This window comes from Streptomyces sp. NPDC029292 (genome assembly GCF_055569295.1).
Map to the genome: position 1 here is coordinate 41,473 of NZ_JBVHXR010000009.1, position 19,173 is coordinate 60,645.

The window sequence follows — 19,173 nt, forward strand, 5'->3', positions numbered from 1 at the left end:
GGCTCCTTCACAGTCTCTGCCGGGGCATGAACGGGATCTGACGCGCACCATTGTGGACCGCCCCACTGACAACGTGGACCACGACCCGTCCATAGCGGCCCTCGGCGGGCTCTTCCAAGGGGTCTTGTGCCCTGCGCGAGTCTCGCTCTCGGCGTACGAGGTGCGGGAACTTCGCCAGCTGTCGGCGCGCTTGCATACAGTGGCAGGACCGACAGGAATTCGGCAGTTTTCCGCGATCGAAGGGACGTACATGCCCATGGGTCACACGGCCACAGCTGAGGCAGGCTCCGGCGGCCTGACAGCGACAGAGCACCGCCTGGCCAACGGCCTGCGCGTGGTGCTCTCCGAGGACCACCTGACCCCGGTCGCGGCGGTGTGCCTCTGGTACGACGTCGGCTCGCGCCACGAGGTCAAGGGCCGTACCGGCCTTGCACACCTCTTCGAGCACCTGATGTTCCAGGGCTCGGGCCAGGTGAAGGGCAACGGCCACTTCGAACTGGTGCAGGGTGCGGGCGGTTCGCTCAACGGCACCACCAGCTTCGAGCGCACCAACTACTTCGAGACCATGCCCACCCACCAGCTGGAGCTCGCCCTCTGGCTGGAGGCCGACCGCATGGGCTCCCTGCTCACCGCGCTCGACGACGAGTCCATGGAGAACCAGCGCGACGTCGTCAAGAACGAGCGCCGGCAGCGGTACGACAACGTGCCCTACGGCACCGCGTTCGAGAAGCTGACCGCACTCGCGTACCCCGAGGGTCACCCGTACCACCACACCCCGATCGGGTCGATGGCGGACCTGGACGCGGCCACCCTGGAGGACGCGCGCGCGTTCTTCCGCACCTACTACGCGCCCAACAACGCGGTCCTGTCGGTCGTCGGTGACATCGACCCGGAGCGGACGCTCGCCTGGATCGAGAAGTACTTCGGCTCCATCCCCGGGCACGACGGCAAGCCCGCCCCGCGTGACGGCTCACTGCCCGACACCATCGGCGAGCAGCTGCGCGAGGTCGTCGAGGAAGAGGTCCCGTCGCGCGCCCTGATGGCCGCCTACCGGCTCCCGGAGGACGGCACGCGCGCGTCCGACGCGGCCGACCTCGCACTGACCGTCCTCGGCGGCGGTGAGTCCTCCCGGCTCTACAACCGGCTCGTGCGCCGCGACCGCACGGCCGTCGCGGCCGGGTTCGGTCTGCTGCGGCTCGCCGGAGCGCCCTCCCTGGGCTGGCTCGACGTGAAGACGTCCGGCGACGTCGAGGTCCCGGTCATCGAGGCCGCCGTCGACGAGGAGCTCGCCCGGTTCGCCGAGGAGGGCCCCACGGACGAGGAGATGGAGCGCGCCCAGGCCCAGTTGGAGCGCGAGTGGCTGGACCGGCTCGGCACGGTCGCGGGCCGCGCCGACGAACTGTGCCGGTTCGCCGTCCTGTTCGGCGACCCGCAGCTCGCCCTGACCGCCGTACAGCGCGTCCTCGACGTCACCGCCGAGGAGGTCCAGGAGGTCGCCAAGTCCCGTCTGCGCCCCGACAACCGCGCGGTCCTCGTCTACGAGCCGATCGCCGCCGAAGCCGCCGAAGAAACCGACGCCGCTGAAGACACCGACGAGGAGGCGGCGAAGTGACCGAGCTCGCCACCATGGACTTCCACCCGCAGCCCCAGGCCGGCGAGGCCAAGCCGTGGGCCTTCCCGGCGCCCGAGCGCGGCACGCTCGACAACGGCCTGACCGTGCTGCGCTGCCACCGCCCCGGCCAGCAGGTCGTCGCCGTCGAGGTGATCCTCGCCGCGCCGCTGGAGGCCGAGCCCGCGGGCCTCGACGGCATCGGCACGATCATGGCGCGTGCCTTCTCCGAAGGCACCGACAAGCACTCCGCCGAGGAGTTCGCCGCCGAGCTGGAGCGCTCCGGCGCCACCCTGGACGCGCACGCGGACCACCCCGGTGTACGCCTGTCCCTCGAAGTCCCCGTCTCGCGCCTCCCCAAGGGGCTCGGTCTGCTCGCCGACGCCCTGAGGGCACCGGCGTTCGCGGACAGCGAGGTCGAGCGGCTGGTGCGCAACCGGCTGGACGAGATCCCGCACGAGACGGCCAACCCGGCTCGCCGCGCGGCCAAGGAGCTCTCCAAGGAGCTGTTCCCGGCCACCTCGCGCATGTCGCGCCCGCGCCAGGGCACCGAGGAGACCGTCCAGAAGATCGACTCGGCGGCCGTACGCGCCTTCTACGAGAAGCACGTACGCCCCGCCACGGCCACCGCCGTGATCGTCGGCGACCTCACTGGTGTCGACCTCGACGCGCTGCTCGCCGACACGCTGGGCGCCTGGACCGGCTCCTCGGCCGAGCCGCGCCCCGTGCCGCCGGTGAGCGCCGACGACACCGGCCGCGTCGTCATCGTGGACCGCCCCGGCGCCGTCCAGACGCAGCTGCTCATCGGCCGCGTCGGAGCCGACCGGCACGACCGCGTCTGGCCCGCCCAGGTGCTCGGCACGTACTGCCTCGGCGGCACCCTCACCTCGCGCCTGGACCGCGTCCTGCGCGAGGAAAAGGGATACACCTACGGTGTGCGGGCGTTCGGCCAGGTGCTGCGCTCCGCCGCGCCTTCTCCCTCCGGGGGGGCTACCGGTGTCGCGATGCTCGCGATCAGCGGCTCCGTCGACACCCCGAACACCGGACCGGCGCTCGACGACCTCTGGAAGGTGCTGCGCACCCTCGCCGCAGAGGGCCTGACGGACGCCGAGCGCGACATCGCCGTACAGAACCTGGTGGGTGTGGCGCCCCTCAAGTTCGAGACCGCGGCGGCGGTGGCGAGCACGCTCGCCGACCAGGTCGAGCAGCACCTGCCGGACGACTACCAGGCGACGCTGTATCAGCAGCTCGCCGCCACCGGCACCGTGGAGGCCACCGCGGCCGCGGTGAGCGCCTTCCCGGTGGACCGTCTGGTGACCGTCCTGGTGGGCGACGCGGCGCAGATCGCGGAGCCCGTCAGGGCCCTCGGAATCGGTGAAGTGACCGTCGTACCGGCCGAGTAGAAACTGCACGACCCCTGAGGGCCCAGGTGACTGAAGAGTCACCTGGGCCTCCTTTTGCCCGGACTTCATCCTTTTTCCCGTACTTAAGCTTCTTTTCCCGGACTTCGTCCTCGGGGTGTCCGTATTGGCACGGAGGTTGCCTGTCTGCCCTGTGGCATGCGCTACAAAAGCCGTGATCCGTTTGTTGATTGAAAGATGTCCCGATTAGCGTCGGTCCGGCTGTTCGTCAGGCAGTGCGCCGCGCCCGCGGCACCGGACAGTCATCGCCGAGTCCCCGTACGGCGCGAGCCAGGGGAGCCGGGGACCCACACGCAGTCCCTGGGGTGAATCGGACGCCCTCCCAGGAGGGGGTCCGTAGGAGACCTTCCTGCTCCGAACCCGTCAGCTAACCCGGTAGGCGAGAAGGAAGGAAAGGATCAGCCCCTACATGGCGTTCACCTGTGGCACCGGGAAGCATCGTCGTCCGAGCCGCGTGAAGCGCACCACCACGAACGCCGTAGGCGTCGCGGCGCTCACCACCACCGGTGTCATCGGAGCGCTGGCCGCCCCGGCGCTCGCCGCGGACACCTCCGTGGAGCAGACCGGGCTGACCCAGGCCATCACCATGGGTGACTCGGTCGCCGCCCAGATCGACGCGCAGGCCGCCGCCCAGCAGCGCGCCGCCGACGAGGCCGCCGCGCAGAAGAAGGCCGAGGCGGCCGCGCGGAAGCGGGCCGCGGAGAAGGCCAAGAAGGAACGCGAGGCCAAGGAGCGCGCCGCCCGCGCCGCCGAGCGCAAGCGCCTCAACTCCTTCGTCCTGCCGATCACCGGCTCGTACATCTCCACCGGTTACAAGGCGAGCGGCAGCCTCTGGTCGTCCGGCAGCCACACCGGCGTCGACTTCCATGCCGCGTCCGGCAGCTCGGTCCACGCGGTCGGTACCGGCACCGTCGTCACGGCCGGCTGGGGCGGCGCCTACGGCAACCAGATCGTCATCAAGATGCACGACGGTACGTACACGATGTACGGCCATCTGTCGTCCATCGGCGTCTCCGTGGGCCAGACGGTCACCCCGGGCCAGCAGATAGGCCTCTCCGGGGCCACCGGCAACACCACAGGGCCGCACCTGCACTTCGAGGCGCGTACGACGCCGGAGTACGGCTCCGACATCGACCCCGTCGCCTACCTCCGCGCGCACGGCGTGAACGTCTGACGACCGCTTCACCTGATCTCCACCACTTCCGATGCCCCGGCCACCGAGCCGGGGCATCGTCGTTTCGAGCGGCCTCTGTCCAAAAAATATCCATGGATTCCGGCCTGCCATCGGAAATTCCGGCTCCCTGCAATAGAGTCACTGAACAAGCGTCAATCGATGGCGTTTCGCGGGGATTAAAGCGGAGGTCCGGTCATGCGTATTCCGGCGCACTCGGTATGCACGGCGATCCGTGACGACATCGTCGCGGGTGTCTACGAGCGCGGCAGCCGGCTCACCGAGGAACTGCTCGCGCGGCGCTACGGCGTCTCGCGCGTCCCCGTGCGCGAGGCCCTGCGCACGCTGGAGGCCGAGGGCTTCGTCACCACCCGACGGCATGCGGGCGCGTGCGTCGCGGAGCCCACCGAGCAGGAGGCCTCGGACCTCCTGGAGATGCGGATGCTGCTGGAGCCGCTGGGTGCCGCGCGGGCCGCGCAGCGCCGCACCGAGGCCCACCTCAAGGTGCTCCGAGGCCTGGTCAGGCTGGGTCAGGAGCGGTCCAGGAGGGGGCACAGCGAGGATCTGCGGTCGCTGGGCGGCTGGTTCCACGAGACGCTCGCGCAGGCCTCCGGAAGCCCCGCGCTGACCTCCACGCTCGCCCAGCTGCGGCACAAGATCGCCTGGATGTACGCGGTCGAGGCGCCGGCCAACCCCGCGGAGTCCTGGGCGGAGCACGGCGGCATCGTGGACGCCGTGGCGCGCGGCGACAGTGAGCGGGCGCGGGCGATCACGGCCCTGCACACCGAGCGCGCGACGGCCGCGCACCGGCTCCGTTTCCCCGGCGGGGGAGATCGTCCGGACCGTGTGAGGACTTCGCAACATCCCGTAAACATGACGGGCCTGCGGCATTAACACCGGCGCCGTATACAAAGAGGGATATTCGGCAGGGGTCTATTTCTGCTGCCTCTATTTTCGCGTGCCGGTAATTCCCGGGTGCGCTATTTCCGTGCGTGCGACACGGGTTCTTGGGTGATGTGTGAAGAATTCTCGGGACGGCGTACGAAAAACGGCGAAGCCGCGTCGCCCGGGTTAGGGCCGACGCGGCTCCGCCGCACGATGTCCGAGGTGCTCAGACGGTCTCGGGGAGCTCCTCGAGGCCCTCGGAGACCAGCTTCGCCAGACGGTCGAGGGCAGCGTCCGCACCCTCGGCGTCGGAGGCGAGGACGATCTCCTCGCCGCCCTGGGCACCCAGGCCGAGGACCGCGAGCATGGAGGCCGCGTTGACGGGGTTGCCGTCGGCCTTGGCGATCGTCACGGGGATACCGGAGGCCGTGGCGGCCCGGACGAAGATGGAGGCGGGACGGGCGTGGAGGCCCTCAGCCCAGCCGACGTTGACGCGGCGCTCAGCCATGTGATGCTGCCCTTCAGTGTTCAGGGTTGTCTAGACCAGTGTCCCATATCGTGAAGCGTCTCCGGGGCGGTCCTTCGTCCCGTCCGGAGTGTCGTCGGACCGCGGCCTCGATCCGACTTCCGTCCCCACAGATTGCCTCGCGCCGTTGTCGGACGCGAGCCGTACTCTGGGGCCCATGCAGACCTCGTCGGACCGGCACGAGTACCCCGCTCACTGGGAGGCCGACGTGGTGCTGCGCGACGGCGGCACCGCACGCATCAGGCCCATCACCGTTGATGACGCCGAGCGTCTGGTCAGCTTCTACGAGCAGGTGTCCGACGAGTCGAAGTACTACCGCTTCTTCGCGCCGTATCCGCGCCTGTCCGCCAAGGACGTCCACCGCTTCACGCACCACGACTTTGTGGACAGGGTGGGGCTCGCGGCCACGGTGGGCGGCGAGTTCATCGCCACCGTACGCTACGACCGCATCAACGCCGACGGCCTGCCCGCCTCCGCACCCGCCGACGAGGCCGAGGTCGCCTTCCTCGTGCAGGACGCCCACCAGGGCCGCGGTGTCGCCTCGGCCCTCCTGGAACACGTCGCGGCCGTCGCCCGCGAGCGCGACATCCGCCGGTTCGCCGCCGAGGTGCTGCCCGCCAACACCAAGATGATCAAGGTGTTCACGGACGCCGGGTACCAGCAGAAGCGGCACTTCGAGGACGGTGTCGTACGCCTGGAGTTCGACCTGGAGCCCACCGACCGGTCGCTCGCCGTGCAGCGCGCGCGGGAGCAGCGCGCCGAGGCCCGGTCCGTGCAGCGGCTGCTCGCGCCCGGCTCGGTCGCGGTCATCGGCGCGGGCCGCACACCCGGCGGCGTGGGCCGCAGCGTCCTCACCAACCTCCGCGACGCCGGATTCACCGGCCGCCTGTACGCCGTGAACAAGGCGCTCCAGGAGAAGGAGCTCGACGGAGTCCCCGCGCACCGCTCCATCAGCGACATCGGCGAGCCCGTCGACCTCGCGGTCGTCGCCGTGCCCGCGCCGCACGTCCCCGAGGTCGTCGCCGAGTGCGGTGAGCACGGGGTGCAGGGGCTCGTGGTCGTCTCCGCCGGGTACGCCGAGAGCGGCCCCGAAGGGCGCGAGCGCCAGCGCGAACTCGTCCGCCAGGCCCGTACGTACGGCATGCGCATCATCGGCCCCAACGCCTTCGGGGTCATCAACACGTCCCCCGACGTGCGGCTCAACGCCTCGCTCGCGCCGGAGATGCCGCGGCCCGGACGGATAGGCCTGTTCGCCCAGTCCGGCGCGATCGGGATCGCCCTGCTGTCCCGGCTGCACCGGCGCGGCGGCGGCGTCACCGGGGTCACGGGGGTGTCGACCTTCGTCTCCTCCGGCAACCGCGCGGACGTGTCCGGCAACGACGTACTCCAGTACTGGTACGACGACCCGGACACCGATGTCGCCCTGATGTACCTCGAATCCATCGGCAATCCGCGCAAGTTCACCCGGCTCGCCCGGCGCACGGCGGCGGCGAAGCCGCTGGTCGTGGTGCAGGGCGCGCGGCATGCCGCCGCTCCGCAGGGGCATGCCGTACGGGCCACACGATTGCCGCACGCCACCGTTTCCGCGCTGCTGCGGCAGGCCGGGGTCATTCGGGTGGACACGATCACCGAGCTGGTCGACGCGGGGCTTCTGCTGGCTCGCCAGCCGCTCCCACCTGGACCCCGGGTGGCGATCCTCGGGAACTCCGAGTCGTTGGGGCTGCTGACCTATGACGCGTGCCTTGCCGAGGGGCTGCGGCCGCTTCCCCCGCTGGACCTGACGACGGCGGCGTCGGCGGAGGACTTCAGGGGCGCGCTCTCGGAAGCCCTTGCCGACAGCGGTTGCGATGCCGTGGTGGTGACCGCCATTCCGGCGGTGGGGGAGACGTCCGCTCATGACGCGGCCCTGGCCGAGGCGCTGCGTTCGGCGGCCCGCTCGGCTCCGGCGAAGCCGGTGCTCGTCGTCCATGTCGAGCTCGGTGGGCTCGCCCAAGCGCTGTCCGCGGCGGCCAGTACCGCACCGCAGGTAGCGCCCATGGCACCGGGAGCCGCTGCCCAGGCCCGCCCCGCGGAACGCCTGCCCACCGAAGCACCCGCCTCTGAAGAGGCTCGCCTCATCCCCGCCTACCCCGCCGCCGAGCGTGCCGTCCGTGCGCTCGCGCAAGCCGTGAAGTACGCCCAGTGGCGACGCGAGGCCGCCGAGCCCGGCAAGGTGCCCGAGTACGAGGACATCGACGAGAAGGGCGCCGCGGAGCAGATCGACGGACTGCTCACGCGAGGGGAGGGGCTGACGCTCGGCACCGAGGACACGTGCGTGCTGCTCGGGCGGTACGGCATCGACGTACGCCGTGCCCTGCCCGCGCCGACACCGGACGACGCGGCGCGGGCGGCGCGCGCCCTCGGCTACCCCGTGGCCCTCAAGACCACCGCCCCGCACCTGCGGCACCGCGCCGACCTGGGCGGCGTACGCCTGGATCTGGCGGACGAGGAGCAACTGCGGCGGGCGTACGCGGAGTTGACCGAGCTGTTCGGGACGCCGGAGCTGCTGCGGCCCGTCGTCCAGGGGATGGCACCGCGCGGGGTCGACACGGTCGTCCGGGCGGTGATCGATCCGGCGGCCGGAGCGGTGCTCTCGTTCGGGCTCGCCGGGGCCGCCTCGGAGCTGCTCGGGGACACGGCGCACCGGCTGATTCCGGTCACCGAACGGGATGCGACCTCGCTGATCCGGTCGATCCGGACGGCACCGCTGCTGTTCGGCTGGCGGGGCTCCGCGCCGGTCGACACGGTGGCCCTCGAAGAGCTGATGCTGCGCGTGTCGCGGCTGGTCGACGATCACCCGGAGGTCGTCGCGGTCTCCCTGGAGCCCGTGGTCGTGGCCCCGCGCGGCCTGAGCGTGCTCGGCGCCACCGTGCGGCTGGCCCATGCGCCCGTCCGGGACGACCTCGGCCCGCGCACGCTTCCGGTCTACTGATCGTGTCGACCTGTTGATCCTGTCCACGACAGACACCCGCGAGCGGTGCCTCGCAGTCAGTGGGCCCCCGTAGGATGGACATCATGGCCAAGACCAGTACGACGACCCAGGGGCTGCGAGCGGCGATCGAGCGCAGCGGCTACTACCCGGCCCTCGTGGCCGAGGCGGTGGAGGCCGCGATCGGCGGCGAGTCCATCCGGTCGTACCTGGTCCACCAGGAGACGACGTTCGACGCGAACGAGGTCCGGCGGCACGTCACCGTGCTCGTCCTCACCGGCAACCGCTTCATCGTGAGCCACACCGACGAGCAGAACGCGGACACCACGTCCCCGACGCCGTACGCCACGACGTCCACCGAGTCGGTGAAGCTCGGCCGGATCTCCTCGGTCGTCGTCAGCCGCGTCGTCGCCAACCCGGAGTCGTACACGCCGGGCACGCTGCCCCGCGAGGTCGTCCTGACCATCGGCTGGGGCGCCGTCTCCCGCATCGACCTGGAGCCCGCCGCCTGCGGCGACCCCAACTGTGAGGCGGACCACGGCTACACGGGCAATTCGACGGCGGATGACCTGAGCCTGCGCGTCAGCGAGGCCGGAGACGGCCCGGAGACGGTCCGCCAGGCCCTCGCCTTCGCGCAGTCCCTCTCCGAGGCGACCGCGGACACCACCCGCTGATGGCGCTGCCCACCTGGGACCACCCGGAACCGCTCGCCGTCGACTCCGCACCCGTCCCCGAGTACGGCGCCGGTTCACTCGCCGACCTGCTGCCCACGCTCGCCGCGGGCATGGCCGTCCCCGGCATGACCACCGCCATACCGGAGCTGACCGAGGCCGACCGGAACTGCGTCTTCCTGATCGATGGCCTCGGCTGGGAACAGCTGAAGGCGCACCCCGACGAGGCCCCCTTCATGACGTCACTCCTGGCGTCCTCGCGCGGGGGCACGGGCCGCCCGATCACCGCGGGCTACCCCGCGACCACCGCGACCTCGCTCGCCTCCGTCGGCACCGGCCTGCCGCCCGGCGCGCACGGCCTGCCCGGCTACACCGCGCGCAACCCCCGGACCGGCGAGCTGATGAACCAGCTCCGCTGGAACCCGTGGACGGACCCGCGCGCCTGGCAGCCGTACCCCACGGTCTTCCAGCTCGCTCATGAAGCGGGCGTGCACACCGCCCAGGTCTCCTCCCCGACCTTCCAGAACACCCCGCTGACGAAGATCGCCCTGAGTGGCGGAACGTTCCATGGGCGGTTGTCCGGCGAGGAGCGCATGGACCTCGCAGCCGAGCAACTGGCCGCCGGGGACCGGTCCTTGGTCTACACGTACTACGCCGAGGTGGACGGCAAGGGCCACCGCTTCGGCGTCGACTCGGACCCCTGGCGCGGCCAGCTCATGTACGTCGACCGGCTGGTCCAGCGCCTCGCGGAGCAACTTCCGCCGCGTACGGCGCTGTATGTGACCGCCGACCACGGCATGATCGACATCCCCTTCGACGAGCAGCATCGCATCGACTTCGACGAGGACTGGGAGCTGCGCGCGGGCGTCGCCCTGCTCGGCGGCGAGGGCCGCGCGCGGCACGTCTACGCGGTGCCGGGCGCCGAGGCGGACGTCCTGACCTGCTGGCGCGAGGTGCTCGGCGAGCAGTTCTGGGTGGCTTCGCGCGACGAGGCGATCGCGGCGGGCTGGTTCGGCCCGCAGGTCGACGAACGGGTGTACGCCCGGATCGGCGACGTCGTCGCGGCGGCTCGCGACGACGTCCTGATCATCGCGACCGAGCGGGAGCCGAAGGAGTCGGCGATGGTCGGCAACCACGGCTCGATGACCCCCGTCGAGCAGCTCGTGCCCCTCCTGCAAGTACGTTCCTGAAGCACCCCCTCCGTTCCCTTCCCCCGTTGCCGAAAGGTGCTCAACTCCCCATGCCCGAGCTGGTGTTCTTCTCCGGAACGATGGACTGCGGGAAGTCGACGCTGGCCCTCCAGATCGAGCACAACCGTTCGGCGAGGGGCCTGCAGGGCATGATCTTCACGCGGGACGACCGCGCTGGCGAGGGCAAGCTCTCCTCGCGCCTGGGCCTGGTCACGGACGCGGTGGAGGTGGCGGACGACCAGGATCTGTACGGGTATCTCGTCGACCACCTCTCCCAGGGCGGCCGGGCGGACTACGTGATCGCGGACGAGGCCCAGTTCCTGGCTCCCGGGCAGATCGACCAACTGGCCCGCGTGGTCGACGACCTGGGCATCGACGTCTTCGCCTTCGGCATCACCACCGACTTCCGCTCCAAGCTCTTCCCCGGCTCCCAGCGCCTGGTGGAGCTGGCCGACCGGGTCGAGGTCCTTCAGGTCGAGGCCCTGTGCTGGTGCGGCGCCCGCGCCACCCACAACGCCCGCACGATAGGCGGCGAGATGGTCGTCGAGGGCGCCCAGGTGGTCGTCGGCGACGTGAACCAGGCGGAGGACATCGGCTACGAGGTCCTGTGCCGCCGGCACCACAGCCGCCGTATGACGGCTGCCACGGCCCGTGCGGGCGCGCTGTCGCCGGACGTGCTGCCGATCGCCTCCGTGTGACGTCCGTTCACCGGCTGGTGTGGATCACGGAGAACATCGCGCCCTCCGGATCCGCCACCGTCGCCACGCGCCCGTAGGGCGAGTCGTGAGCGGGCTTGAGGAGATGCCCGCCGAGGTCGGTGACCCGCAGGACGGCGTCGTCCACGTCCGCGACTTCGAAGTACGTCATCCAGTGCGGGCCCCGGTCGCGGGGCAGGCCGTGCCCGACACCGTGGATGCCGGCCACCGGGCGGCCTTCGATGTGCAGGGTCACGTAGTCGAAGTCGGCCGAGACGACCGGCTCCACCTTGTAGCCGAAGACCCCCTGGTAGAACTTGACGACGCTCTCGGTGTCGCGGGTCACGAGCTCGTTCCAGGCGGGGGTGCCCGGCACGCCGGTGATTCCCGTGCCCAGATGGGCCGCCGCCTGCCAGATGCCGAAAACGGCGCCCGTCGGGTCCGAGGCGATCGCCATACGCCCCGCCTCGGCGGCGTCCAGCGGGCCGACGCCCACGGTGCCGCCGCTGTGCCGTACCGTCTCGGCGGTCAGGTCGACGTCGTCCGAGGCGAGATACGGCGTCCAGGCGATGGGCAGATGCCGGTCGGGGGGCAGCTGGCCGATCCCCGCCACCTCATGGCCGTCGAGCAGGGCCCGCGCATACGGGCCGAGTTGCTGCGGCCCCGGCTGGAACTCCCAGCCGAACAGCGCTCCGTAGAAGTCCTGGGTCGCGGCCATTCCGTGCACCATCAGGCTCACCCAGCAGGGTGTGCCGGGCGTGTGCCGCGCGTGCGTGGTGCCGTTCAGGCCGGCCGACCCCCGTGCCTCGGTCATCGTCACTCTCTTCTCGGCCCCTCGCGGTGGCCGGTCGCCTTCCGCCTACGAACACGCGTACCGCGGCCACGTGCGTGCACGCCCCGTGCCGATGTTCGCACCACCGGTCACACCACGCGTCCCGGCCGCGCCGCCCTTCAGCGACCCACGGCCGGAGGATGCCCGATGTGCCGTTTCTCGTCCGTTTCGGTGCGATTGCCGCGTGGTGTCCATCGGCTGTACAGCATGTGCTCGATCCCATACGCCTCGTGATCGGACCTGTCCGGCGGAGCAGAGTAGCCGGACCTGGACGGCTGGGCCACCCCGTGCGCAAGGATGGTGGCCATGAACGCCATCATCTCCGCATCCGAACTCGCGAGCGATCTGGCGGGACCCACCCCGCCCGTCCTCCTCGATGTCCGCTGGCAGCTGGGTGGCCCCCAGCTGCGCTCCGAGTACGAAAAGGCGCACATCCCAGGGGCTGTCTTTATTGATTTGGATTCCGAACTCGCTGGTCAGGCCGGGGCCCGGGGCCGGCATCCGCTGCCCGACCTCGAGGTCTTCGGCGCAGCGATGCGTGCCGCCGGGGTTTCCGCGGACCGCGATGTCGTTGTGTACGACGGCGGGCAGGGGTGGGCCGCCGCGCGCGCGTGGTGGCTGCTGGGCTATACGGGTCATCCCTCGGTACGCGTGCTTGACGGCGGCTTCGCCGCCTGGAGCGGGCCGGTGTCCTCGGAGGCGCCGGCGCCGGCCGCCGGAAGCTTCGTCCCGGTGCCCGGTGCCAGGCCGCTGCTCGACGCGGACGGGGCGGCGGCGCTCGCGCGTACCGGACTGCTGCTCGACGCCCGTGCGGGCGAGCGGTACCGGGGCGAGGTCGAACCGATCGATCCCGTGGGCGGGCACATTCCCGGGGCGGTCTCCGCGCCGACCACGGAGAACGTCACCGAGGACGGACAGTTCCTGCCCGCCGCGGAGCTCGCCGACCGCTTCAAGTCCCTGGGCGCGACCGGTACTTCCGAGGTGGGCGTCTACTGCGGCTCGGGTGTCTCCGGCGCCCATGAGGTGCTGGCCCTCGCTGTCGCCGGGATTCCCGCCGCCCTGTACGCGGGCTCCTGGTCGGAGTGGTCCCAGGACGGGAGCCGCCCGGTCGCGGTCGGTCCAGACCCTCAGTGACAGCGATGGGGCTCGCACCGGACCGGTGCGAGCCCCATCGTCGTACAAGTGATCAGTCCTGCTTCTTCCGTCGTGTGCCGAAGACGATCTCGTCCCAGCTCGGGACCGCCGCTCTGCGGCCGGGGCGGACGCCGTCGGCCTCGGCCTGGCGGTCGGTCGCGCCGACAAGACGGTCGCGGTGGCTGCCGACCGAGCGGGGCATGAGGACGTCCGCGTAGGCGGAACCGGCACCGGCCGAGGCCGCCGGAGCCGGGGGCTCCTCCGACTCGGGCTCGGGAGCGGGCTCCTCCGTGGCGGGACGCTCCGTCGTGGAGGGCCGCTCGGGCACCACCATGTCGCCCCGGAAGCTCGGAACCGCTTCCAGGAGGCTGGTGAGCGAATCCCGGTCGTTGGTGGACTCCTCGACCGGCTCGGGGGACGGCGACGGAATGCTCGGCCGCTCCATCTGCCGGTCCAGGGCACGGTCCAGCGGACGGTCGCGCGGCAGGCGTGCGATCCGTGGCACGAACGGGAAGCTCGGCTCGGGCGCCGCGAGGTCGTCGGACTCGCCGATCAGCGAGCGCGCCTCGTCGTCGACGGCCTGGACGAGCCGCCGCGGCGGGTCGTACGTCCAGCTCGCCGAGTGCGGCTCACCCGCGACCCGGTAGACCAGCAGTACTTCCCAGGTGCCGTCGTCACGACGCCACGAGTCCCACTGGACGGTGTCCTTCTCGGCACCGCGCAGCAGCAGTCGCTCCTGAACGGCCTCGCCGAGCTGGGGTCCGGCGTTCTCACCGGGGCGGCGGACGGGAGTCTTCCTGGCGCGCTCGGCCATGAAGGCGCGCTCGGCGAGCACGGGACCCTCGAAGCGGCGTACGCGATCGACGGGGATGCCGGCGAGCTGGGCCACTTCCTCCGCGGAGGCGCCGGCACGTATACGCGCTTGGATGTCTCGGGGGCGGAGATGGCTCTCCACCTCGATCTCGATCTGGCCGAGGCGGGGACGGTCGCCGCGTACAGCGGCGCGCAGACGCTCGTCAATCGGAAGCGTGTACTCCGTGCTGTCCGCAGCCTTCAGCACCAGCCGTGTGCCGTCGTTAGAGACGGCCACGACACGCAGTTCGGGCATGGGGACCTCCCGGGTGGTGCCTGCCGACGTCACGTGCGTCGCTGCTTCCGCTAGTCGAGTGTGGCCTGCCCGGGTGCAGCCTGCCACAACCTTGCCGAGTTGCCCGGCGTGTCGGGCGCGGGCCCGGGATCGCCGTTATGGCACGGTTACCTTTTCGCAACGCTAAGTGACGAACTCCATCACCCTGTGCAACGAGCCCCCTCCCGGCGGTCCTGCAAGACCCCGGACACCCTGGCGGGAGTCCGGACCCAGGGCTCGCAACAGTACTCCATTCGGGCCATGTGCGTGGATCGGCGCGCCGCTCAACTTCTGGCAGGGGGTGCTAGTTGGCCGTCCGGTGCGCCGTTTTCGCGACCATGAAACGTGGCGCACTTCACGTAAACGCCAGAAACGGAACTAATCGTTTCGCCCATACGTCCCCCTTCTCGTGCAGTCGGTCGATCAAGTACGGGAAAGGCAGGCAAGGTCCGGGAATGGGTAAGAAGTCGGATGCCGGGGAGGAACCGAAGAGGAAGCGGGTGGATCTGAGCGTTCCGCAAGTGGCGGGCAGCGCCGTGGCCGCGGTGGTGGCGGCCAAACTCGCTTCCTACTTCGGTGTGTACGGGACGATCCTGGGCGCCGGAGTGGTGAGCGCGATCGCCACCTGCGGGGGCACCGTCTTTCAGCACTTCTTCAAGCGCACCGGCGAGCAGATACGCGACGTGACGGTGCAGGCCAAGCCGAGGCCGGTGCACGAGGCTCATCTGCCCGCTCCAGCACATGAGTTCGGTGAGGGAACCGTCTACCGCGCGCGGGTCAGGAGCTGGAAGCGGCCGGTGGTCGCGGCGGCACTCGTCTTCGGCGTCACCATGGCGGGCATCACGACGTATGAACTGGTGTCGGGGCAGAGCTTCAGCGGCGACGGGAAGAGCACCACCGTCGGTGACGCCTTGAAGGGAAGCGGCCCAAGCTCCGACTCGGAGCCCGGTACGTCGAGTACGACGCCCTCGGCCGAGACCTCGCAGCAGCCGTCCGACAGCAGCAGCACCACCGGCACCCCTCAGGACGACGGCAGTTCCACGACGCCCACGCCGACGCCGAGTTCCAGTGCCACCCCGGAACCTTCGGGTGACGCCTCGACCCCCACACCGGGCGCGACGACGCCTACGAGCCCAGCACCCGACGCAAGTAGTCGTTCGCAAAGCGCCGATCCGGGTCGAGCCGATCCCTCAGCGCAGTGAACTCGCCGAAGCGCGGATAGACCCCGGAGAAGTACTCCGCGTCGCGGGTGTGCACCTTGCCCCAGTGCGGCCGCCCCTCGTGCGCGGTGAAGATCCGCTCGGCGGCGGTGAAGTACGCCTGATAGGGGGTGCCCCTGAACATATGGACGGCGATGTACGCGCTCTCCCGCCCCGACGCCGTGGAGAGTGTGATGTCGTCCGCGGGGGCCGTGCGCACCTCGACGGGGAAGCTGACCCTCAGGGGGGAGCGGTCGACCATCGCCTTCAGCTCGCGCAGCGTCTCGACCAGGGCCTCGCGCGGGACGGCGTACTCCATCTCCACGAAGCGCACCCGGCGCGGAGAAGTGAAGACCTTGTAGGGAATGTCGGTGTAGGTCCGCGCGGACAGTGCGCGGCTGGAGATCTTGGCGATCGTCGGGATGGTGGCGGGCACGGCGCGGCCGAGCAGATTGGCCGCCTGGAAGACGCCGTTGGAGAGGAACTCGTCCTCGATCCAGCCGCTGATCTGTCCGACGGGCTTCTCGGGGCCCGCACTGCGGTTGTTGCGCTTGGTGTTGCAGTTGCCGGTGTGCGGGAACCAGTAGAACTCGAAGTGCTCGTTCTCGGTGAAGAGTTCGTCGAAGTCGGCGGTGACCTTGTCGAAGGTCATCGGCTCCTCGCGGGCCGTGAGCAGAAATATGGGCTCTACGGAGAAGGTGATCGCGGTGACGATCCCCAGGGCGCCTATTCCGACGCGGGCGGCCGCGAAGACGTCGGAATTCTCCTTGTCGGAGCAGGTGAGGACCGAGCCGTCCGCCGTGACCAGCTCAAGACCCTTGATCTGCGCGGCTATCGAGGCCGAGTCGCGCCCCGTGCCGTGCGTCCCGGTGCTGGTCGCCCCCGAAACCGTCTGCTCCATGATGTCGCCCATGTTCGTGAGCGACAGTCCCTCGCGTTCAAGGGCCACGTTGAGACGCTTGAGCGGGGTGCCCGCCTCAACGGTGACGGTCCCGGCCGCGCGGTCAATATTGCGGATGCCGGTCAACAGTTGAGGGCGGATCAATACGCCGTCGGTGGCGGCGGCGGCCGTGAAGGAGTGCCCGGTGCCGACCGCCTTCACGTGCAGACCGTCGTCGGCCGCCTTCCGTACGGCGGCGGAGAGTTCCTCGACCGAAGCGGGGGTGACCTCCCGTACGGGACGGGCGGTGACGTTCCCCGCCCAGTTACGCCACGTGCCGCTCTTCCCGCTCACTGTGGTGCTCATGGGTCCCTCCCCGCTGCGGAACCGGCCTGCTCAGCCGGCGATACCCGAGGAAACCGACCGCGACCGCGACGGCCCCGGACACCGCCGGAACCCCGTACCCGGCCTTCGCACCGGCGGCGTCGATCACCCAGCCGGCCACGGAGGAGCCGAGCGCGACCCCGACCGCGAGCCCGGTGCTCACCCAGGTCATGCCCTCGGTCAGTTTCGCGCGTGGTACGTGCTGTTCGATGAGGGACATCGTCGTGATCATCGTGGGAGCGATGGACAGGCCCGCAACGAACAGCGCCACGGCCAGGAACGGCAAGTTTCCGACCAGTAGGAGGGGGATCATACTCACGGCCATCGCGCATATGCCCAGCAGCCACCGGCCTTCGGGCGCCCCCTTGAAGTGCAGCAGCCCGAACACGGCTCCCGCCACACAGGAGCCCGCCGCGTACAGCGCGAGGACGACGCTCGCGGCACCCTTGTGCCCCTGCTCCTCGGCGAAGGCCACGGTGACCACGTCGACGGCCCCGAAGATCGCTCCGGTCGCCACGAACGTGGCGACCAGGACCTGGAGTCCGGCCGAGCGCAGCGCGGAACCGCCGGTGTGGTGCTCGCGCGGATGCGGCACCGGCTCGGTGGCGCGCTGGGACGTCAGCCAGAAGACACCGGCCGCGAGGAAGCAGGCGGCGAGCAGCGGCCCGGCCTCCGGGAACCACACCGTGGACAGGCCGATGGAGATGATCGGTCCGAAGATGAAGCAGATCTCGTCCACCACGGACTCGAAGGAGTACGCGGTGTGCAGCTGCGGGGTGCCCCGGTAGAGGGCCGCCCAGCGGGCCCGGATCATCGCGCCGATGCTCGGTACGCAGCCGATGCCGGCCGAGCAGGCGAACAGCACCCAGTCCGGCCACCCGAAGTGCGCGGTGAGCAGCAGCCCGGCGGCAGCGGCCAGCGCGAACAGGGTGACGGGGCGCAGCACGCGCCGCTGCCCGTACCGGTCCACCATCCTGGAGACCTGCGGGCCCATCGCCGCGGCGGCCAGCGCCATGGTCGCCGACAGCGCCCCCGCGAGCCCGTACCGCCCGGTGAGCTGGGAGATCATCGTGACCACGCCGATGCCCATCATCGACAGCGGCATACGGCCGAGGAAGCCCGCGGCGGAGAAGCCCTTGGAGCCGGGGGCGGCGAACAGGGCGCGGTACGGGCTGGGCACGGGGGTCTCCGGGGGATCCGGTAAGGCGTGAAGATGGTCGATACAGCTTACGGGTGAGGTGACCCCCCATGCACTCGGTGATGCCGCTTGTCCTGTGGCTGTGTCCGGCTGTCAGTCACGTTGTCCTGTGGCTGTTGTCCGGCTGTCAGTCACGGATGGCAGGATCGGAGACATGCCAGATGCGCTCGATGCCACCCCCTACGACGCCCTGCTCCTGCTCTCGTTCGGCGGCCCCGAAGGCCCGGACGACGTGGTCCCATTCCTGGAGAACGTGACGCGCGGGCGCGGCATCCCCAAGGAACGGCTCAAGGAAGTGGGGCAGCACTACTTCCTGTTCGGCGGGGTCAGCCCCATCAACGACCAGAACCGCGCCCTGCTCGACGCCCTCCGCAAGGACTTCGCGGACCACGGCCTGGACCTGCCCGTCTACTGGGGCAACCGCAACTGGGCGCCGTACCTGACCGACACCTTGCGCGAGATGGTCGCCGACGGCCGCCGCCGCGTCCTCGTCCTCGCCACCAGCGCCTACGCCTCGTACTCGGGCTGCCGCCAGTACCGCGAGAACCTGGCGGAGTCGCTGGCGATCCTCGAAGCCGAGGGCCTGGAGCCGCCCCAGGTCGACAAGCTGCGGCACTACTTCAACCACCCCGGTTTCGTACGCCCCATGGTCGACGGCGTGCTGAAGTCCCTCGCCGAACTGCCCGAGGACGCACGGGCGGGCGCGCACCTCGCCTTCACGACGCACTCCATCCCGGACGCGGCGGCCGACACCTCAGGCCCGGTCGAGGACCACGGCGACGGCGGCGCGTACGTGAAGCAGCATCTGGACGTGGCGCGGCTGATCGTCGACGCGGTGCGCGAGGAGACCGGCATCGAGCACCCCTGGCAGCTCGTCTACCAGTCGCGCTCCGGAGCGCCGCACATCCCGTGGCTGGAGCCCGACATCTGCGATCACCTGGAAGAGCTGCACGGCACCGGGGTCCCGGCCGTCGTGATGGCGCCGATCGGCTTCGTCTCGGACCACATGGAGGTCCTGTACGACCTCGACACGGAGGCGAAGGCCAAGGCCGAGGAGCTGGGGCTGCCGGTGCGCCGCTCGGCCACCGTCGGCGCCGACCCGCGCTTCGCCGCGGCGATCCGTGAACTCGTCCTGGAGCGCGCCGCGACCGAGAGCGGTCGGCAGGTGACACCCTGCGCCCTGGGGGCGCTCGGCCCGAGCGCGGACCTGTGCCCCGTGGGCTGCTGCCCCGCCCGCGCCCCGAAGCCCGCCGCCGCGGGCGCCGACAGCCCGTACGCCTGAGG

Annotated in this window: 16 protein-coding genes and 1 riboswitch; of the genes, 11 read left to right on the forward strand and 5 right to left on the reverse strand. The window is 70.7% G+C overall.

Translation table 11 applies throughout. From position 1 onward, the window contains the following. Positions 1-250: 250 nt before the first annotated feature. The 4 genes from ACZ4WS_RS20635 to ACZ4WS_RS20650 all read left to right on the forward strand — a co-directional run bounded on the left by ACZ4WS_RS20635 (position 251) and on the right by ACZ4WS_RS20650 (position 5,095). On the forward strand, positions 251-1,612 hold the full coding sequence (locus ACZ4WS_RS20635) for a M16 family metallopeptidase (protein ID WP_467982341.1): 1,362 nt from the start codon (positions 251-253) through the stop codon (positions 1,610-1,612). Beyond that, positions 1,609-3,012: a M16 family metallopeptidase gene (locus ACZ4WS_RS20640; RefSeq protein WP_467982342.1), complete on the forward strand. Its 1,404-nt coding sequence runs from the start codon at positions 1,609-1,611 to the stop codon at positions 3,010-3,012. The genes ACZ4WS_RS20635 and ACZ4WS_RS20640 overlap by 4 nt, the downstream gene beginning before the upstream one ends. Before the next feature lie 254 nt (positions 3,013-3,266). After that, positions 3,267-3,426, forward strand: a riboswitch (cyclic di-AMP (ydaO/yuaA leader). A gap of 13 nt (positions 3,427-3,439) precedes the next feature. After that, positions 3,440-4,204, forward strand: coding sequence for a M23 family metallopeptidase (locus ACZ4WS_RS20645; protein WP_467982343.1), 765 nt, complete (start codon positions 3,440-3,442; stop codon positions 4,202-4,204). 195 nt (positions 4,205-4,399) lie between these two features. After that, entirely contained in the window at positions 4,400-5,095 is a 696-nt protein-coding gene (locus ACZ4WS_RS20650; protein WP_467982345.1) for a GntR family transcriptional regulator, read from the forward strand. A 217-nt stretch (positions 5,096-5,312) separates the two neighbouring features. Here ACZ4WS_RS20650 and ACZ4WS_RS20655 read toward each other — a convergent pair whose 3' ends face one another. Beyond that, positions 5,313-5,594, reverse strand: coding sequence for an HPr family phosphocarrier protein (locus tag ACZ4WS_RS20655; protein ID WP_079309245.1), 282 nt, complete (start codon positions 5,592-5,594; stop codon positions 5,313-5,315). Between the two features lie 175 nt (positions 5,595-5,769). On the opposite strand from ACZ4WS_RS20655, the gene ACZ4WS_RS20660 reads away from it, so the two are divergent. The 4 genes from ACZ4WS_RS20660 to ACZ4WS_RS20675 all read left to right on the forward strand — a co-directional run bounded on the left by ACZ4WS_RS20660 (position 5,770) and on the right by ACZ4WS_RS20675 (position 11,139). Beyond that, complete coding sequence (locus ACZ4WS_RS20660; protein ID WP_467982348.1) at positions 5,770-8,583, forward strand: bifunctional acetate--CoA ligase family protein/GNAT family N-acetyltransferase; 2,814 nt, start codon at positions 5,770-5,772, stop codon at positions 8,581-8,583. An 83-nt stretch (positions 8,584-8,666) separates the two neighbouring features. Next, on the forward strand, positions 8,667-9,254 hold the full coding sequence (locus ACZ4WS_RS20665) for a DUF5998 family protein (RefSeq protein ID WP_467982349.1): 588 nt from the start codon (positions 8,667-8,669) through the stop codon (positions 9,252-9,254). Beyond that, positions 9,254-10,441 carry an alkaline phosphatase family protein gene (locus tag ACZ4WS_RS20670; RefSeq protein ID WP_467982351.1) on the forward strand — a complete coding sequence of 396 codons (1,188 nt, stop codon included), beginning with the start codon at positions 9,254-9,256 and terminating at the stop codon, positions 10,439-10,441. The genes ACZ4WS_RS20665 and ACZ4WS_RS20670 overlap by 1 nt, the downstream gene beginning before the upstream one ends. A 50-nt stretch (positions 10,442-10,491) precedes the next feature. Further along, the gene (locus ACZ4WS_RS20675; protein WP_467982352.1) at positions 10,492-11,139 is read left to right on the forward strand and encodes a thymidine kinase; all 648 of its coding nucleotides are present in this window, start codon (positions 10,492-10,494) and stop codon (positions 11,137-11,139) included. Positions 11,140-11,146: 7 nt separating this feature from the next. Here the strand turns inward: ACZ4WS_RS20675 and ACZ4WS_RS20680 are convergent, their stop codons facing one another. Continuing rightward, positions 11,147-11,950, reverse strand: a complete 804-nt coding sequence (locus tag ACZ4WS_RS20680) for a VOC family protein (RefSeq protein WP_467982354.1) — start codon at positions 11,948-11,950, stop codon at positions 11,147-11,149. Between the two features lie 324 nt (positions 11,951-12,274). Here ACZ4WS_RS20680 and ACZ4WS_RS20685 point away from each other — a divergent pair, with 324 nt between their 5' ends. Then, positions 12,275-13,102 carry a sulfurtransferase gene (locus ACZ4WS_RS20685; protein WP_467982355.1) on the forward strand — a complete coding sequence of 276 codons (828 nt, stop codon included), beginning with the start codon at positions 12,275-12,277 and terminating at the stop codon, positions 13,100-13,102. 52 nt (positions 13,103-13,154) lie between these two features. On the opposite strand, the gene sepH is transcribed toward ACZ4WS_RS20685, so the two are convergent. Further along, entirely contained in the window at positions 13,155-14,210 is a 1,056-nt protein-coding gene (sepH, locus tag ACZ4WS_RS20690; protein ID WP_467982356.1) for a septation protein SepH, read from the reverse strand. A gap of 473 nt (positions 14,211-14,683) precedes the next feature. Here sepH and ACZ4WS_RS20695 point away from each other — a divergent pair, with 473 nt between their 5' ends. Beyond that, the gene (locus ACZ4WS_RS20695; RefSeq protein WP_467982357.1) at positions 14,684-15,430 is read left to right on the forward strand and encodes a hypothetical protein; all 747 of its coding nucleotides are present in this window, start codon (positions 14,684-14,686) and stop codon (positions 15,428-15,430) included. Here the strand turns inward: ACZ4WS_RS20695 and ACZ4WS_RS20700 are convergent. Both ACZ4WS_RS20700 and ACZ4WS_RS20705 read right to left on the reverse strand, forming a co-directional pair. After that, the gene (locus ACZ4WS_RS20700) at positions 15,354-16,673 is read right to left on the reverse strand and encodes a D-arabinono-1,4-lactone oxidase (protein WP_467982359.1); all 1,320 of its coding nucleotides are present in this window, start codon (positions 16,671-16,673) and stop codon (positions 15,354-15,356) included. The two genes, ACZ4WS_RS20695 and ACZ4WS_RS20700, sit on opposite strands and share 77 nt — an antisense overlap. Then, positions 16,633-17,871, reverse strand: coding sequence for an MFS transporter (locus tag ACZ4WS_RS20705; RefSeq protein WP_467982361.1), 1,239 nt, complete (start codon positions 17,869-17,871; stop codon positions 16,633-16,635). The genes ACZ4WS_RS20700 and ACZ4WS_RS20705 overlap by 41 nt, the downstream gene beginning before the upstream one ends. Before the next feature lie 172 nt (positions 17,872-18,043). On the opposite strand from ACZ4WS_RS20705, the gene ACZ4WS_RS20710 reads away from it, so the two are divergent. Then, positions 18,044-19,171 (forward strand): ferrochelatase, encoded by a 1,128-nt coding sequence (locus ACZ4WS_RS20710; RefSeq protein ID WP_467982363.1) that lies wholly within the window; start codon positions 18,044-18,046, stop codon positions 19,169-19,171. Positions 19,172-19,173: the final 2 nt, after the last annotated feature.

Coding starts and splice junctions, on each gene's coding strand:
- ACZ4WS_RS20650 (WP_467982345.1), top strand. CDS start 4,400: ATGCGTATTCCGGCGCACTCGGTATGCACGGCGATCCGTGACGACATC.
- ACZ4WS_RS20670 (WP_467982351.1), top strand. CDS start 9,254: ATGGCGCTGCCCACCTGGGACCACCCGGAACCGCTCGCCGTCGACTCC.
- ACZ4WS_RS20675 (WP_467982352.1), top strand. CDS start 10,492: ATGCCCGAGCTGGTGTTCTTCTCCGGAACGATGGACTGCGGGAAGTCG.
- sepH (WP_467982356.1), bottom strand. CDS start 14,210: ATGCCCGAACTGCGTGTCGTGGCCGTCTCTAACGACGGCACACGGCTG.
- ACZ4WS_RS20710 (WP_467982363.1), top strand. CDS start 18,044: ATGCCAGATGCGCTCGATGCCACCCCCTACGACGCCCTGCTCCTGCTC.
- ACZ4WS_RS20645 (WP_467982343.1), top strand. CDS start 3,440: ATGGCGTTCACCTGTGGCACCGGGAAGCATCGTCGTCCGAGCCGCGTG.
- ACZ4WS_RS20700 (WP_467982359.1), bottom strand. CDS start 16,673: ATGAGCACCACAGTGAGCGGGAAGAGCGGCACGTGGCGTAACTGGGCG.
- ACZ4WS_RS20695 (WP_467982357.1), top strand. CDS start 14,684: ATGGGTAAGAAGTCGGATGCCGGGGAGGAACCGAAGAGGAAGCGGGTG.
- ACZ4WS_RS20665 (WP_467982349.1), top strand. CDS start 8,667: ATGGCCAAGACCAGTACGACGACCCAGGGGCTGCGAGCGGCGATCGAG.
- ACZ4WS_RS20660 (WP_467982348.1), top strand. CDS start 5,770: ATGCAGACCTCGTCGGACCGGCACGAGTACCCCGCTCACTGGGAGGCC.
- ACZ4WS_RS20635 (WP_467982341.1), top strand. CDS start 251: ATGCCCATGGGTCACACGGCCACAGCTGAGGCAGGCTCCGGCGGCCTG.
- ACZ4WS_RS20680 (WP_467982354.1), bottom strand. CDS start 11,950: ATGACCGAGGCACGGGGGTCGGCCGGCCTGAACGGCACCACGCACGCG.
- ACZ4WS_RS20685 (WP_467982355.1), top strand. CDS start 12,275: ATGAACGCCATCATCTCCGCATCCGAACTCGCGAGCGATCTGGCGGGA.
- ACZ4WS_RS20655 (WP_079309245.1), bottom strand. CDS start 5,594: ATGGCTGAGCGCCGCGTCAACGTCGGCTGGGCTGAGGGCCTCCACGCC.